A 13,458-nucleotide genomic window follows, 5' to 3' on the forward strand; every position below is an offset into this window, starting at 1 on the left:
AGGAGCAGGAGCACTTCCATGAACGTGACGGCCATCGGCTCGGCGAGCGCGGTCTCGCCCGAGGAACGGGCGCTGCGCGACCTCTATCTGGAACACGGGCCGGCCCTCTACTCGTACGTGCTGCGCATGCTGGACTGGGACACGCACCGCGCGGAGGACATCCTCCAGGAGACGCTGCTGCGCTGCTGGAACAACGGGAATCTGACCGACGCCGAGGGAATGGCCATCCGCCCCTGGATGTTCCGGGTCGCCCGCAACCTGGTCATCGACGCCCACCGGACCCGGATGGCGCGCCCGTTGGAGATCAGCGGCACCAACTGGCTGGGCGACATGTACTGCGAGGTGGACGACATAGAACGGATGCTGTCGTCCATGGTGCTGCACAAGGCTCTGCAGACGCTCACGCCCGCGCACCGTGAGGTGCTCCAGGCGACGTTCTTCGCGGACCGCACCACCCAGCAGGCCGCGGATGACCTGGGGATTCCGCGGGGCACGGTGAAGTCCCGCGTGTACTACGCGCTGCGCAGCCTGCGCCTGGCCCTGCGGGAACAGGGAGTCGTGGTGGAGGAGGCGTGGCAGGAAGAGGCGGAGACGGACGTGGCGTGCTGAGCCGGCGGCCGGAGCCCGTGAAGGCGTCAAGGACCTGTCGGCGCATCCGGCCCGGCGGTCTCCAGTTCACGCAGGACCGAGCCCACCTCCTCGGCGTCCGGATGGCCCATCTCCTCCAGCAGCGCGAGGGCCGACCGCAGCGCCTCGCGGGCCGCGTCGAAGTCACCGGTGGCCTGGCGGGCGTCGCTGAGGTGGCGCAGGACGTCGGCTTCGAGATAGCGGTCGCCGATCACGGCGAACAGGCTCGCCGACCGCTTGAAATGCTCGATGGCGTCCGCGTACAGGCCGAGGTGGTGGTAGGCGTAGCCGAGGGTGTCCTGCGTCGAGGCCGATCCGTAGGGGTCGCCCATCTCGTCGTAGAGGGCCAGGCCCTCCCGGCAGCAGTCGAGGGCTTTCTCGTGCTCGCCGATCAGGATGTACGTCCAGGCGACCTGGTTGAGCACACCGGCTTCGCCGTTGCGGTCGCCCTCGGCCCGGAACAGCGCCCGAGCCTCGGCGTAGTGGTCGAGGGCGGCCGGACGCCGGTCCGTCCGGTTGGCCAGGTAGGCGAGACCACGATGGACCCGGGCCTGACCGAACGGGTCGCCGGCGGCACGGAACAGCTCCAGCGCGCGTTCGAGATGCCTCGACGCGGGCTCGGCGTGGTTGAGCTGCGAGTGGGCCACGCCCAGACCGCACAGGGAGTACGCCTGGCCGACGGGATCGCCGAGTTCCCGTGCCGCTCCCAGCGCCACGCTGTTGATCTTCAGGAGGTCGTGCCAGAACCCGAGCCGGTTGAAGTAGACGTCCACGGCCGCGGCGATGCGCCAGGCGTGTTCGTCGTACCCGTGGGCGGCGGCGTGTTCGACGATCGCGCTCAGGACGTACCGCTCCGTGCGCAGCCAGGCGGTCGCCTGCCCCCGGTCGTTGAACCGAAGGGGCTCGCTGTCCGTTGTGCCCGGCGGCAGGGCGATGGTCTCGCGGAACGGATCGAGGACCGAGGAGGCGTTGTGGGCGGTCCGCAGGAAGTGGTCGTGCATCCGCAGCAGAGCCGCGCCCCTGACGCTCTCGCCGTCCTCGGCCTCGGCGAGTTCGCCGGAGTAGGCGCGCAGCAGGTCGTGGAAGACGAACCGGCCCGGAGCGTGTTCGATGAGGAGGTTCGCCCTGGTGAGTTCGGTCAGCAGGGCGCGGACCTCACGGGGTGGTGCGCCGGTCAGCGCGGTGGCCGCGACGGTGGTGATGTCGGGGCCCGGGTGCAGGGCGAGACGGCGGAAGAGTCCGGCCGCCTCGGGCGACAGGGCCTGGTACGACCAGGAGAACACGGCACGGGCGTCGGTGCCGGCGTCGTCGCCGACGAACGCGTCGAGGCTGCCGTGGTGGTCCCGGAGTTCCTGCGCGACGTCGACGAGCCGGAAGCCGGGATGGTGGGCCGCGCGGGCCGCCACGATGGCCAGGGCCAGCGGCAGTCGGGCGCACAGCTCGGTGATCGCGGCGACGGCCTCCGGTTCGGCGTCGACGCGGGCGCCCAGCCGCCGGGACAGCAACTCGTACGATTCCTCGGCGCTCAGCAGGCCCGTCGTGAGCGGACGGGCACCGTGCCCGGCGACGAGACCGCCGAGCCGGTTGCGGCTGGTGACGATGACGAGGCTGCCGGGTGTGCCGGGCAGCAGCGGCCGTACCTGGTCGGCGTCCCGGGCGTTGTCCAGCACGATCAGGACGCGCCGGTCGGCGAGGACGCTGCGGTAGAAGGCGGCCTGTGCGTCGAGTCCCTCCGGGACGGTCTGCGGGGGCACGCCGAGCGCCATGAGGAACATCTCGATCGCGGATTCCGGAAGCATCCGGGCGCCGTGCGGGTCGTAGCCGCGAAGGTTGACGTACAGGCAGCCGTCGGGGAAGCGGTGGGCCACCCGGTGGGCCCAGTGCACGGCGAGGGTGGTCTTGCCGGTCCCCGCCATTCCGTCGACGACGCCGATGACCGCGGTGTCGGGCGGGCCGTCCCCTTCGGGCAACAGGGTGGCGAAGTAGTCGAGTTCGGTACGGCGACCGGTGAACAAGGCCAGATCGGCGGGGAGTTGGGCGGGGCTCACGGCTCCGGCCCGGCGGCCGGGTGAGGAGGCATCCGGCTCCGGACGAGGCGGGGCACCGGGGCTGTGCGGGGCGTGGGTGTCAGCGGCCGGTCCGTGGAGCGTCGGCCGGGCGAGCGCGGGGTCTCCGGCGAGAAGCCGTGCGTGTACGGCCCGTAAGGACGGCCCCGGCTCGATGCCCAGTTCCTCGACCAGCACGCGGCGCGTGCTCGCGTAGGCCTCCAGCGCCTCGGCCTGCCGGCCGCACCGGTACAGGGCGGTCAGCAGCAGCTCGACCACCGCCTCGCGCAGCGGATGCGCGTCGCGCAGCGCCAGCAGTTCCGGCACCGCCGCCTCGTGGCGGCCCAGCTCCAGCTCCATGGACAGCCTCAACTCCAAGGCGCCCAGCCGGCGTTCAGCCAGGTCGGTCCGCGCGGACTCGGCGTAAGGACCGGGCACGCCGGCCAGTGCCGCACCGCCCCCGGCGGCCGACACGGTACGCAGCAGCCGGACCGCGCCATTCGTGTCACCGGCGACCCGACGGCGCTCGGCCTGCGTCAACGCCTCCTCGAACTCGGCCAGATCACTGGAGATCCGGTCGGTCCGCAGGGCGTATCCGTCCCCGATGGAGACCAGCAGCCCGGACGGCCGCCCTGCCGTCCGCTCGGGCTCGAACAGCTTGCGGAGCCGTGAGACGTAGGTACGCACCATCGCGACAGCGCCCGGAGACGGCCGCGCGCCCCAGACCCCGTCCACGAGATCGGCCACCCCGATCGGCCGCCCCCGGCTGAGCAGCAGCGCCGCGAGCACCGCACACTGCTGAGGGGACCCGAGCGCCAGTTCGACGGGACCCCGCCAGGCACGCAGCGGGCCGAGCAGGGAGAACCGGAGGCTGTGCGGTCCACTTTCCTCCACGGTCCAGCACAGTAGCGGCCGAGACGCCGAACGCGCGTAATTGATTCCGGCCACACGTTCGCACGGGAATCCGCACGCATCCCACCACTGCGGCCGCTCGCAGCAGTTCGCCAACCAGGTCAGCATCGACGAGCCGGCGGCCGGGGACACGGCACGCGCGTGTGCCGCGCTGCCCGGTGGCGCGCACACTGTTGACGTACTCCCGGTCCTCGAACCCGAAGTCGCCGCACCACAGCGACCAGACCGGGTCGAAGGCGACCGAACGCCGTTGACGTCAACGGGGAGAGAAGCGGACATGACTCGCACGCGAGCACGGCGCGTACGACGAGTCCGGCGGCACGTACCGCCGGTGCTCGGCGCGTCGATTGCCGATCTCGGTCGCTACGACCATGTCGACGCCGTGTCCGTGGATCTCCCCGTCGGCATCGACGCCGTCGAGTTCACCCGGCTGGTCCTCACCGGCACCCCGAAGTGGGCGAACCGGCTGATGGACGTCCGGGACAGGGTCGTGGCGCCCTTCGGCCTCAAGACCCGGGAACACGTCCGCGCCGCCGACGTCCGTATCGAACCCGGCCGCAGGGTGGGACCGTTCCGGCTGCTCACGGTGGCCGCGGACGAGGTGCTGTGCGGCGAGGACGACAAGCACCTCGCCTTCCGCGTGTCCTTCGCCCTCCGCCCGGTGTCCGACGGCACCGGGCTGGAGGGCGTCTGCACGACGGTCGTCCGGTTCGAACGCCCCGTCAGCCGCCTGTACTTCAAGGCCATCGAGCCCTTCCACCACCTGATCGTCCACGCCATGGTGGGCAGGGCCGGGCGGACATGACACCGGACGCCGTACGGATCGGGGTCACACCGGTCGCGTACGCCCCTCCCAGTACGGATCCCGCAACCGCCGCTTGTAGAGCTTGCCGTTGGGGTCGCGGGGCATCTCCGCGATGAAGTCGACGGTCTTCGGCCGTTTGTAGCCCGCGAGTTGCTCGGCGCAGTGGTCGAGGATCGCTGCGGCCAGTGCGGGACCGGGTTCGTGGCCCGGGGCCGGCTCGACGACGGCCTTGACCTCCTCGCCCCAGTCGTCGTGCGGGATGCCGAAGACGGCCGCGTCGGCGACGGCGGGGTGGGCCAGCAGGGCGGACTCGATCTCGGCCGGATAGATGTTGACGCCACCCGAGATGATCATGTCGATCTTGCGGTCACGGAGGTAGAGATAGCCGTCCTCGTCGAGGTAGCCGAGGTCGCCGACGGTGAAGAAGTCGCCGATGCGGTTCTTCTTCGTCTTGGCCTCGTCCTTGTGGTAGGCGAAGCCGCCGGTGTTCATCTTCATGTAGACGGTGCCGAGTTCACCGGGCGGCAGCCGGTTGCCGTCGTCGTCGAAGACGGCGAGTTCGCTGATGGGCCAGGCCTTGCCGACGGTCCCGGGCTTCTTCAGCCAGTCCTCCGCGGTGGCGAACGCCCCGCCCCCCTCGCTGGCCGCGTAGTACTCCTCCACGCAGTCGCCCCACCAGTCGATCATGGCGCGTTTCACATGGTCGGGACAGGGCGCGGCCCCGTGGATGGCGTGCCGCATCGACGAGACGTCGTACGTCCGCCGGACCTCCTCCGGCAGCGCGAGCAGGCGGTGGAACTGCGTCGGGACCATGTGCGTGTGCGTGCACCGGTGGGCGTCGATGACGCGGAGCATCTCCTCGGGCGTCCACTTGTCCATCAGCACGAGCCGGTGCCCGATGTGCAGGGAAGCGCCCGCGAACTGGAGCACGGCGGTGTGGTAGAGCGGCGAGCAGACGAGATGGACGTTGTCGCCGAACGGCTTGATGCCGAAGATGCCGAGGAAGCCGCCGAGGTAGGCCTCCTCGGGGCGCTTGCCGGGCAGCGGGCGGCGGATGCCGCGCGGGCGTCCTGTCGTACCCGACGTGTAGTTCATGACCCAGCCCAGTTCGCGGTCCTCGGGCGCCGACTCGGGCTGTCCGTCGAGGAGTTCGGCGTACGGCCGGAAGCCCTCGACCGTGCCGACGCTGTACCGGTGGCTCGCCGGGAGTCCGGCCTCCTCGGCCGCGCGGCGGGCCGGTTCGGCGAACCGCTCGTGGGCGATGAGCACCTTGGCGCCGGAGTCGGCGACGATCCAGGCGATCTCCGGGCCGACGAAGTGGTGGTTGATCGGGACGAGATAGAAGCCGGCCTGGCTGGCGGCGAGATAGGCGGTGAAGGACTCGACGCCGTTGGGCAGCACGACCGCGAAGGCGTCCCCGCGCCCCAGGCCAGCGGCGCGCAGGCCGTGGACGAGGCGGTTGGCTGCGGCGTGCAGCCGTCCGGCGGTCCACTCCTCGCCGTCCGGTGCGACGAGGACCGTGCGGTCGGGGGCCTCGGTGGCCTGGGCCCAGAAACCGGCGGGGGGTGTGCTCACTGGCCGCTCCTTCCGGCGATGCGGTTGATGCGGTCCACGGCCTGCTCGAAGCCGCGGGTGAGGTCGTCGAAGACGGCCTGGACACTGCGTTCGCTGTTCATCCGGCCGACGATCTGGCCGACGGGCGTGCCGAGCAGCGGATCGACCTCGTACTTCTGGATCCGCGAGACGGCGTCGGCGACCAACAGCCCTTGCAGGGGCATGGGGAGGGTGCCGGGTCCGGCCGGGTCGTCCCAGGCGTCGGTCCATTCGGTACGGAGCTGACGTGCGGGTTTTCCGGTCAGCGCGCGGGAGCGGACGGTGGCGCCCGCGTCGGCGGCGAGGAGTTTCTCGATCAGCTTGGGCGAGGGCAGTTCGGCCTCGGTGACGGTCAGCCAGACGGACCCCAGCCACACTCCCTGCGCGCCGAGGGCGAGCGCTGCGGCGACCTGCTGTCCGCTGCCGATGCCACCTGCGGCCAGTACGGGCAGTGGATCGACGGCGTCCACGACGTCCGGTGTGAGGACCATCGAGGCGATCTCGCCGGTGTGGCCGCCGGCCTCGTAGCCCTGCGCGACGACGATGTCGAGGCCGGCGTCCTTGTGCTTGACCGCGTGCCGGGCGCTGCCCGCCAGCGCGGCGACCAGCACGTCGTGCTCGTGGGCGCGGGTGACCACGTCGGCGGGCGGGGAGCCGAGGGCGTTGGCGAGCAGGCGGATCGGATAGTCGAAGGCGACGTCGAGCTGGTTGCGGGCGACCTGCTCCATCCAGCCGGTGATCCGCCAGCCGGACGCCTCGCCCTCGGCGAGTTCGGGCACGCCGTACTTGGCGAGGGTGTCGACGACGAACTGCCGGTGCCCTTCCGGGATCATCGCCTCCACGTCGGCCACGCTGACGCCTTCGACCTTCTTCGCCGGCATGACGACGTCCAGGCCGTACGGCATCCCGTCGACGTGCGCCTCGATCCAGTCGAGGTCCCGCTTGAGCTCGTCGGGGGCGGTGTAGCGGACCGCTCCGAGCACACCGAATCCGCCGGCCCGGCTGATGGCCGCGGCGACGGCGGGGAACGGCGTGAAGCCGAAGACGGCGTGCTCGATTCCCAGTCTGTTGCTCAACTCGGTCTGCATGGGCGCAGAATGCCGCAGTCCTCCGGACGACGGAAGGCCTTTTCTGATGCTCCGTCAGATTTCTTGCCACGGGGCTTTCCGTGGCGTCAGCCGGATACGCCCATGTGCTGAGTACCGATGACCGAAAGCAGCCGCAGCGCCTCGTCCGACGGCGAGCCGGGGGTGGCGGTGTAGATGACGACCCGCTGGTCGCGGTCGGTGATGTCCAGGGCGTCGCAGTTGACGGTGACCCGGCCGACGACTGGGTGGTCGAAGGTCTTGCGGAGGGTGGGCCCGCCGTCCACCTGGTGGTCGGCCCACAGCCGGGCGAACTCCTCGCTGCCGGCCAGGAGTTCGTCGATCAGCCCGGTCACCTCCGGGTCGCCGGGGTAACGGGCCGCGGCGGCGCGCAGCTCCGGGACGGAGTGCCGGGTGAACGCGTCGGAGTCCGACACGCCGTACAGGCGGCGGCCGTCCGGGTGCGGGCCGAGAAAGGCGCGCCGGAGGAGGTTGCGGTCACGGCGGGGCACGGCGGAGAAGTCCTCCATCAGAGCGGCCGCGAGGTCGTTCCAGGCGATGATCTCGAACATCGCCGAGGTCACGAACGCCGCTGCGAACGGCAGTCGGTCCAGCAGGTCGAGAATGCTCTGCCGGACCTCGCGCGAGGGACCGGGCGGCGGTCCGGGCGGGGTCCCGGCGAGGTGGTGGAGGTGGTCGCGCTCGGGGTCGCTCAGGCGCAGGGCGCGGGCGAGCTGGGCCAGCACCTCGCGGGACGGATGCGGGCCGCGGGCCTGTTCGAGGCGGGTGTAGTACTCGGTCGAGATGTACGCCAGCTGCGCGACCTCCTCGCGGCGCAGCCCCGGCGTACGGCGACGCGGGCCGCTGGGCAGGCCCACCTCGGCGGGGGTGATGCGTTCGCGCCTGCTGCGCAGGAAGTCCGCCAGTCCTCGTCGGTTCACCTCTCCAGTGTGCGCGTGAGCCGAGCCGGCGAGCCAGGTACCGCCGGTGCCTGGATAGGGTCCGCGGCCGGTCGCAGGCTCGACGGCATGAACAACACACCTCACACGACACCCGACCCCACCACCGGCCTGCTCGACGACAAGGTCGCGTTCATCACCGGGGCCGGCCGCGGCATCGGCGCCGCGTCGGCCCGGCTGTTCGCCCGCGAAGGTGCCCGGGTGGTCCTCGCGGCGCGTACGGAGGCGCAGCTCAAGGCGGTCACCGAGGAGATCAGGGCGGCGGGCGGCACGGCCGACTACGTGCTGTGCGACCTGGCCGACGGGGACAGCGTCCGGGCCGCCGTCGACCGGACCGTGGAGCTGTACGGCCGGCTCGACATCGCCTTCAACAACGGCGCCACGATCCAGCCGCCCGGCCCGCTGGACGAGCTGTCGGAAGCCGACTTCGACCGGGTCAGCGCGGTCAATCTCAAGGGGCCGTGGCTGTCCATGAAGGCGGAGATCACCGCCATCCGCGCCACCGCCGGACGCGGCGCCATCGTCAACAACTCCAGCGTCGGCAGCCTCGCGGCCAATCCCGAACTGCCGGTGTACGGCGCGGCCAAGCGGGCCGTCAACAGCCTCACCGCGTCGGCCGCCGCCACGTACGGCCACGAGGGCATCCGCGTCAACGCGATCGCCCCCGGGCTGACCCTCACGGAGATGGTCGACGAGTGGGAGCGGAACTCCCCCGGAATCATCGACCGCATCTCGACCCTCAACCCACTGGGCCGCCCCGCCGCCCCGGAGGAGATCGCGCAGGCGGCGGCATGGCTGCTGAGTGATCGGGCGTCGTATGTGACCGGGGTGATTCTGGCGGTGGACGGGGGGTTGCGGGCGTGAGGAGGGCGTTCCTCGGGGGCGTACCGGGGCCGACCTGGTGCGATTAGGCTCGACGGCCATGAGTCAAAGTGGTTCGCAAGCGGCGGCGTTCTTCCGAGACGTCCACCGGACCCGAGTGGTCTGGTTCGTCCGGGACGACATCGGCTGCCCGACGTCGCTCTCCGCGGACGGCACGCGAAGCCTTCCCTTCTGGTCGACCTCGGCCCGCGCCCGGAGGGCGGCGGAGATCTGGGGGAACGGGCTGCGGGTCACGTCCATGTGCCTGGAGGACTGGCGTAACCGCGAACTGCCCGATGTGGCCAGGGAAGGGCTCCTGATCGGCATCAACTGGAGCGGGCCGCGCCTCGTCGGCTGGAGCTTCACCCCGGCGGAGGTCCTCAACCGACTGGCGACAGCCGGCTAGCTCACTGGCCCCGCCGCCAGAGCGCGCACCCCGTGCCCCAGCTCTCCGCCTGCGAGCCACCGCAGCTCACGCGCCCCCACCCTCCAGCACCGCCATCGCCGCGTTGTGCCCCGGCACCCCGCTCACCCCTCCCCCGCGCACCGCGCCCGCCCCGCACAGCAGGACGTTGGGGTGCCGGGTCTCCACGCCCCAACGACCCGTTTCCTCCTGGGCGTAGGGCCAGGACAGTTCGCGGTGGAAGATGTTGCCGCCGGGCAGGCGCAGGTCGCGTTCCAGGTCGAGGGGCGTCTTCGCCTCGATGCAGGGGCGCCCCTCGGCGTCGGTGGCGAGGCAGTCGGCGATCGGCTCGGCGAGGTGGGTGTCGAGCTGGGCGAGGGTCGACTTCAGGAGTTCGTCGCGTACGGCGTCGTTGTCCCGGTCGAAGAGCCGGGCGGGCGTGTGCAGACCGAACAGGGTGAGGGTCTGGTAGCCCTGCTGGACGAGGTCGGGGCCGAGGATCGTCGGGTCGGTGAGCGAGTGGCAGTAGATCTCGGAGGGCGGCGCGCCGGGCAGCTCGCCGGCGGCGGCCTGGGCGTGGGCGGTGGCGAGATCGGCGTACCCCTCGCCGATGTGGAAGGTGCCGGCGAACGCCTCGCGCGCGTCGACGGACCGGTCCTTCAGCCTCGGCAATCGCTTGAGCAGCATGTTCACCTTGAGCTGGGCGCCCTCGGCGGGGGCGGGCGGGGTGTCGTCGGTCAGCTCCGCGAGGGCCTGCGGGGAGGCGTTGACCAGGACGTGCCGCGCGGTGACGGTGCCCTCGCCGTCGGGGGTGCGGTACGCGACCTCGGCGGTTCGGCCGTCCGTGTCGATGCGTACCGCCTCGTGGCCGGTGGCGACGACGGCGCCCGCGTGGCGCGCGGCCGCGGCGAGGGCGTCGGTCAGGGCGCCCATGCCGCCGACGGGGACGTCCCAGGCTCCGGTGCCGCCGCCGATGACGTGGTAGAGGAAGCAGCGGTTCTGGGCGAGCGAGGGTTCGTGGGCGTCGGCGAAGGTGCCGATCAGGGCGTCGGTGAGGACCACCCCCCGCACGAGGTCGTCGGCGAAGCGGTCCTCGATGGCGACGCCGATCGGCTCCTCGAACAGGACCCGCCAGGCCTCCTCGTCATCGACGCGTAGGCGCAGCTCCGCACGCGAGGGCAGCGGCTCGGTGAGGGTCGGGAAGACCCGCTCGGCGACACGGCCGGTCATGCCGTAGAACCGCTGCCAGGCCTCGTACTCGCTCGCGGATCCGGTGAGCCGGGCGAAGGCCTCCCGGGTGCGGCGCTCGCCGCCGCCGACGAGGAGTCCGGTGGGCCGGCCGTCCCGTTCCACGGGGGTGTACGAGGAGACGGTGCGGGTGCGGACCCGGAAGTCGAGGCCCAGGTCCCGCACGATCTTCTTCGGCAGCAGGCTGACGAGGTACGAGTACCGTGACAGCCGCGCGTCGACCCCGGCGAACGGCCGGGTGGAGACGGCGGCGCCCCCCGTGCGGTCGAGCCGCTCCAGCACCAGCACCGACCGCCCGGCCCGAGCGAGATAGGCGGCGGCGACCAGCCCGTTGTGCCCTCCGCCGACGATGACGGCGTCGTACGTGCGGTGTCCCTCGAGTGCGGTCATGGTTCTTCGTAACACGCGATGATCCGAGGCGGCCAGAGCGGAAACGGGCGGACCCAGGGACGGACCGCCCAGGAGCCGACGAGCAGAAGCCGCCTCTCAGCGACCGCCCGTCGCCCGTTGCTGCCGCAGCACCGCCACCCTCCGGTACAGCTCGACCGCCTCCGCGCCGCGGCCGAGCTGTTCCAGGCAGTGGGCCTCGTCGTTGCGGCTGGCGAGGGTGTCGGGGTGGTCGGGGCCCAGGACGCGTTCGCGGGCGGTGGCGACCCGGCGGTATTCGGTGAGGGCGTCCGTCCAGCGGCCCAACCAGCCGAGACTGACGGCGACTTCGCGGCGACTGACCAGGGTGTCGGGGTGTTCGGGGCCGAGGACCCGGTCGCGGATCGCGCAGACGTCGCGCGACTCGGCGAGGGCCTCCTCCCAGCGGCCCAGACGGCCGAGGTTGACGCCGAGGCCGTGGCGGGCGCGCAGGGTCTCGGGGTGGGTGGGGCCCTGGACGCGGGTGCGGTCGTCGATCAGGTCGCGGTAGAGGGCGAGGGCGTCCGCGCTGCGGCCGAGCCGGCCCAGGCTGATGCCGACCTCGTAGCGCGCGGCGAGGGTGTCGGGGTGGTCGGGGCCGAGCGCTTGCGCGCGGGCCTCGGCGACCTCGTGGTAGGTCTGCAACGCTTCCGGCCAGCGGCCCAACTGACCGAGCGCGTAGGCGACTTCGTAGCGGGTGACCAGAGTGTCCGGGTGTTCCGGCCCCAGCACCCGGGCGCGGGCCGCCGCCACTTCGACCGCCATCCGGTACGAGTCCTCCAGACGGCCCAGCCTGCTGAGGTTGAAGGCGAGGTTGTGCCGGCAGCGCAGGGTGTCGGGGTGATCGGGGCCCATCGCGCGCTCGCGGGCCACGAGCACCGACGTGTACACCTGGTGCGCGTCGAAGTGCCGGCCCAACTGGCCCAGCACGTACGCCATTTCCTGGCGCGCGGCGAGCGTGTCGGGGTGGTCGGGACCCAGCGCGCGGGTGCGGGCGGCCGTCACCTGCTTGTACTCCTGGAGCGCGTCGGCGGCGCGGCCGGTACGGCTGAGGGTGAAGGCGACCTCGTAGCGGCTGGCGAGGGTGTCGGGGTGGTCGGAGCCCAAGAGGTGCGCGCGCTCGGCGGCGACCGCGCGGTGCACCTCTCCCGCCTCCGTCCAGCGGCCGAGCCGGCCCAGGCTGAGCCCCGCGTTGTGCCGACCGGCAAGGGCCGTGATCGCCTCCTGGGACGGGGCCCGCGGCCGGTCCGGCACCGGCTCCTCGGGCCGGCCGCCCGCCGGACGCGGGATCCACTCGCCGGTCAGACCCGCACCGGCGTCCGGCGGGGTGACCCGCAGCCCCGCGCCGGTGGCCTTGTGGCCGGTGGTCATGCCCCGGGTCCAGGACGGCAGCCGGGTCTCGCGGGACACCTCCGGCAGCCGGGCCTCCCGGGAAGGTTCGGGCAGGCGGACGGCGTTGGAGGACGCCTGACCCGGCGGTTGGAACACCGGCTGCGGGGTCACCACCGTCGGCACGTATGTCGGTGTGGTCCGGCCCGCACTGATCCTGCGGCTCAACTCCCGCGCGTCGTGCGGGCGTTGCTCGGGCAGCTTGGCCAGCAGGTCCAGGATGATCTTCTCGAAGTACTCGGGCAGCTCGGCCCGCCTGCCACGCGGCGGTTGGGGCGCGGTGTCGCGGTGGCCGATGAGGATCGCCCAGGCGTCGTCGAGGTCGAACGGCGGTGCCCCGGTGGTGATCTCGTACAGCACGCAGCCCAGTGAGTACAGGTCGCTGCGCTGGTCGACCTCGGAGCCGCTGATCTGCTCCGGGGACATGTAGTGCGGGGTGCCCATCGCGATGCCGGTGCCGGTCAGCCGGGAGGTGAAGCCGATGTCGTGGCCGAGGCGGGCGATGCCGAAGTCGCAGATCTTCACCGTGCCGTCGGTCAGCCGCATGATGTTCGCGGGCTTCAAGTCGCGGTGCACGATGCCCTGTTGGTGGGTGTAGGCGAGGGCGGCGGAGACCTGGTCGGCGATCTCCACGACGTCACCGACCGCGAGGGGATGGTTCTTGTTGTCCTCCAGGAGCTGACTGAGGTTGCGGCCCTCCAGCAACTCCATGACCAGGTACAGGATCCCGTCGGACTCCCCGAAGTCGTGGACGACGGTGATCCCGCGGTGCTGGAGCGCGGCGGCCACCCGGGCCTCGCGCCGGAAGCGCTCGCGCAGGACTCTGGTGAACGCCTGGTCGTGGTGCGGGCCGAGCGGCTTGAGGCACTTCACGGCGACCTGCCGCCCCAGCGACTCGTCCCGGGCACGCCACACCTCGCCCATGCCGCCGCGCCCGATCAGATCGAGCAGCCGGTACCGGCCCTGGATCAGCCTGCTGTCCCCCATCTCCCGCGATCGCCCCCGTAACTGGTTCGCCCGGCCCTCCCCTGGCTCGTCCAGTATGGCGAGGTGTCGTCCGAGTTTGTACGGCGCCGTGCGGGAGTGCGGGCGCAGCCGTGACACAACGCGGAGATTGTGTTCGGTC

Annotated in this window: 10 protein-coding genes; 4 read left to right on the forward strand and 6 right to left on the reverse strand. The window is 71.9% G+C overall.

Annotated features, from left to right (window positions below; translation table 11 throughout):
- Window positions 1-18 precede the first annotated feature (18 nt).
- Window positions 19-609: a sigma-70 family RNA polymerase sigma factor gene (locus tag ACWD5F_RS03250; protein WP_451250534.1), complete on the forward strand. Its 591-nt coding sequence runs from the start codon at window positions 19-21 to the stop codon at window positions 607-609.
- 26 nt (window positions 610-635) lie between these two features.
- Here ACWD5F_RS03250 and ACWD5F_RS03255 read toward each other — a convergent pair whose 3' ends face one another.
- Window positions 636-3,566, reverse strand: a complete 2,931-nt coding sequence (locus tag ACWD5F_RS03255) for an AfsR/SARP family transcriptional regulator (protein ID WP_451250536.1) — start codon at window positions 3,564-3,566, stop codon at window positions 636-638.
- A gap of 349 nt (window positions 3,567-3,915) precedes the next feature.
- Between ACWD5F_RS03255 and ACWD5F_RS03260 the strand changes: the two genes are divergently transcribed.
- Window positions 3,916-4,389: a DUF2867 domain-containing protein gene (locus tag ACWD5F_RS03260; RefSeq protein ID WP_451251027.1), complete on the forward strand. Its 474-nt coding sequence runs from the start codon at window positions 3,916-3,918 to the stop codon at window positions 4,387-4,389.
- A 24-nt stretch (window positions 4,390-4,413) separates the two neighbouring features.
- On the opposite strand, the gene ACWD5F_RS03265 is transcribed toward ACWD5F_RS03260, so the two are convergent.
- The 3 genes from ACWD5F_RS03265 to ACWD5F_RS03275 all read right to left on the reverse strand — a co-directional run bounded on the left by ACWD5F_RS03265 (window position 4,414) and on the right by ACWD5F_RS03275 (window position 8,008).
- A complete protein-coding gene (locus tag ACWD5F_RS03265; protein WP_451250538.1) occupies window positions 4,414-5,964 on the reverse strand; it encodes an acyl-CoA synthetase in 1,551 nt (516 codons plus the stop codon).
- The gene (locus tag ACWD5F_RS03270; protein WP_124001265.1) at window positions 5,961-7,070 is read right to left on the reverse strand and encodes a nitronate monooxygenase; all 1,110 of its coding nucleotides are present in this window, start codon (window positions 7,068-7,070) and stop codon (window positions 5,961-5,963) included. The genes ACWD5F_RS03265 and ACWD5F_RS03270 overlap by 4 nt, the downstream gene beginning before the upstream one ends.
- A gap of 86 nt (window positions 7,071-7,156) precedes the next feature.
- Entirely contained in the window at window positions 7,157-8,008 is an 852-nt protein-coding gene (locus ACWD5F_RS03275; RefSeq protein WP_451250540.1) for a helix-turn-helix transcriptional regulator, read from the reverse strand.
- Window positions 8,009-8,095: 87 nt separating this feature from the next.
- On the opposite strand from ACWD5F_RS03275, the gene ACWD5F_RS03280 reads away from it, so the two are divergent.
- A complete protein-coding gene (locus ACWD5F_RS03280; RefSeq protein WP_451250542.1) occupies window positions 8,096-8,890 on the forward strand; it encodes an SDR family NAD(P)-dependent oxidoreductase in 795 nt (264 codons plus the stop codon).
- Window positions 8,891-8,948: 58 nt separating this feature from the next.
- Window positions 8,949-9,293 carry a DUF2750 domain-containing protein gene (locus ACWD5F_RS03285; RefSeq protein ID WP_451250544.1) on the forward strand — a complete coding sequence of 115 codons (345 nt, stop codon included), beginning with the start codon at window positions 8,949-8,951 and terminating at the stop codon, window positions 9,291-9,293.
- A 66-nt stretch (window positions 9,294-9,359) separates the two neighbouring features.
- Here ACWD5F_RS03285 and ACWD5F_RS03290 read toward each other — a convergent pair whose 3' ends face one another.
- Together ACWD5F_RS03290 and ACWD5F_RS03295 are read right to left on the reverse strand one after the other, a co-directional pair.
- Window positions 9,360-10,928 (reverse strand): phytoene desaturase family protein, encoded by a 1,569-nt coding sequence (locus ACWD5F_RS03290; RefSeq protein ID WP_451250546.1) that lies wholly within the window; start codon window positions 10,926-10,928, stop codon window positions 9,360-9,362.
- Between the two features lie 96 nt (window positions 10,929-11,024).
- Complete coding sequence (locus tag ACWD5F_RS03295; protein WP_451250548.1) at window positions 11,025-13,319, reverse strand: tetratricopeptide repeat protein; 2,295 nt, start codon at window positions 13,317-13,319, stop codon at window positions 11,025-11,027.
- Window positions 13,320-13,458 lie beyond the last annotated feature (139 nt).

This window comes from Streptomyces sp. NPDC002499 (assembly GCF_053595415.1).

What these genes read in the sequence shown, in the direction of transcription:
- ACWD5F_RS03295 (WP_451250548.1), bottom strand. Translation starts at nt 13,319, where the DNA reads ATGGGGGACAGCAGGCTGATCCAGGGCCGGTACCGGCTGCTCGATCTG.
- ACWD5F_RS03290 (WP_451250546.1), bottom strand. Translation starts at nt 10,928, where the DNA reads ATGACCGCACTCGAGGGACACCGCACGTACGACGCCGTCATCGTCGGC.
- ACWD5F_RS03270 (WP_124001265.1), bottom strand. Translation starts at nt 7,070, where the DNA reads ATGCAGACCGAGTTGAGCAACAGACTGGGAATCGAGCACGCCGTCTTC.
- ACWD5F_RS03285 (WP_451250544.1), top strand. Translation starts at nt 8,949, where the DNA reads ATGAGTCAAAGTGGTTCGCAAGCGGCGGCGTTCTTCCGAGACGTCCAC.
- ACWD5F_RS03280 (WP_451250542.1), top strand. Translation starts at nt 8,096, where the DNA reads ATGAACAACACACCTCACACGACACCCGACCCCACCACCGGCCTGCTC.
- ACWD5F_RS03250 (WP_451250534.1), top strand. Translation starts at nt 19, where the DNA reads ATGAACGTGACGGCCATCGGCTCGGCGAGCGCGGTCTCGCCCGAGGAA.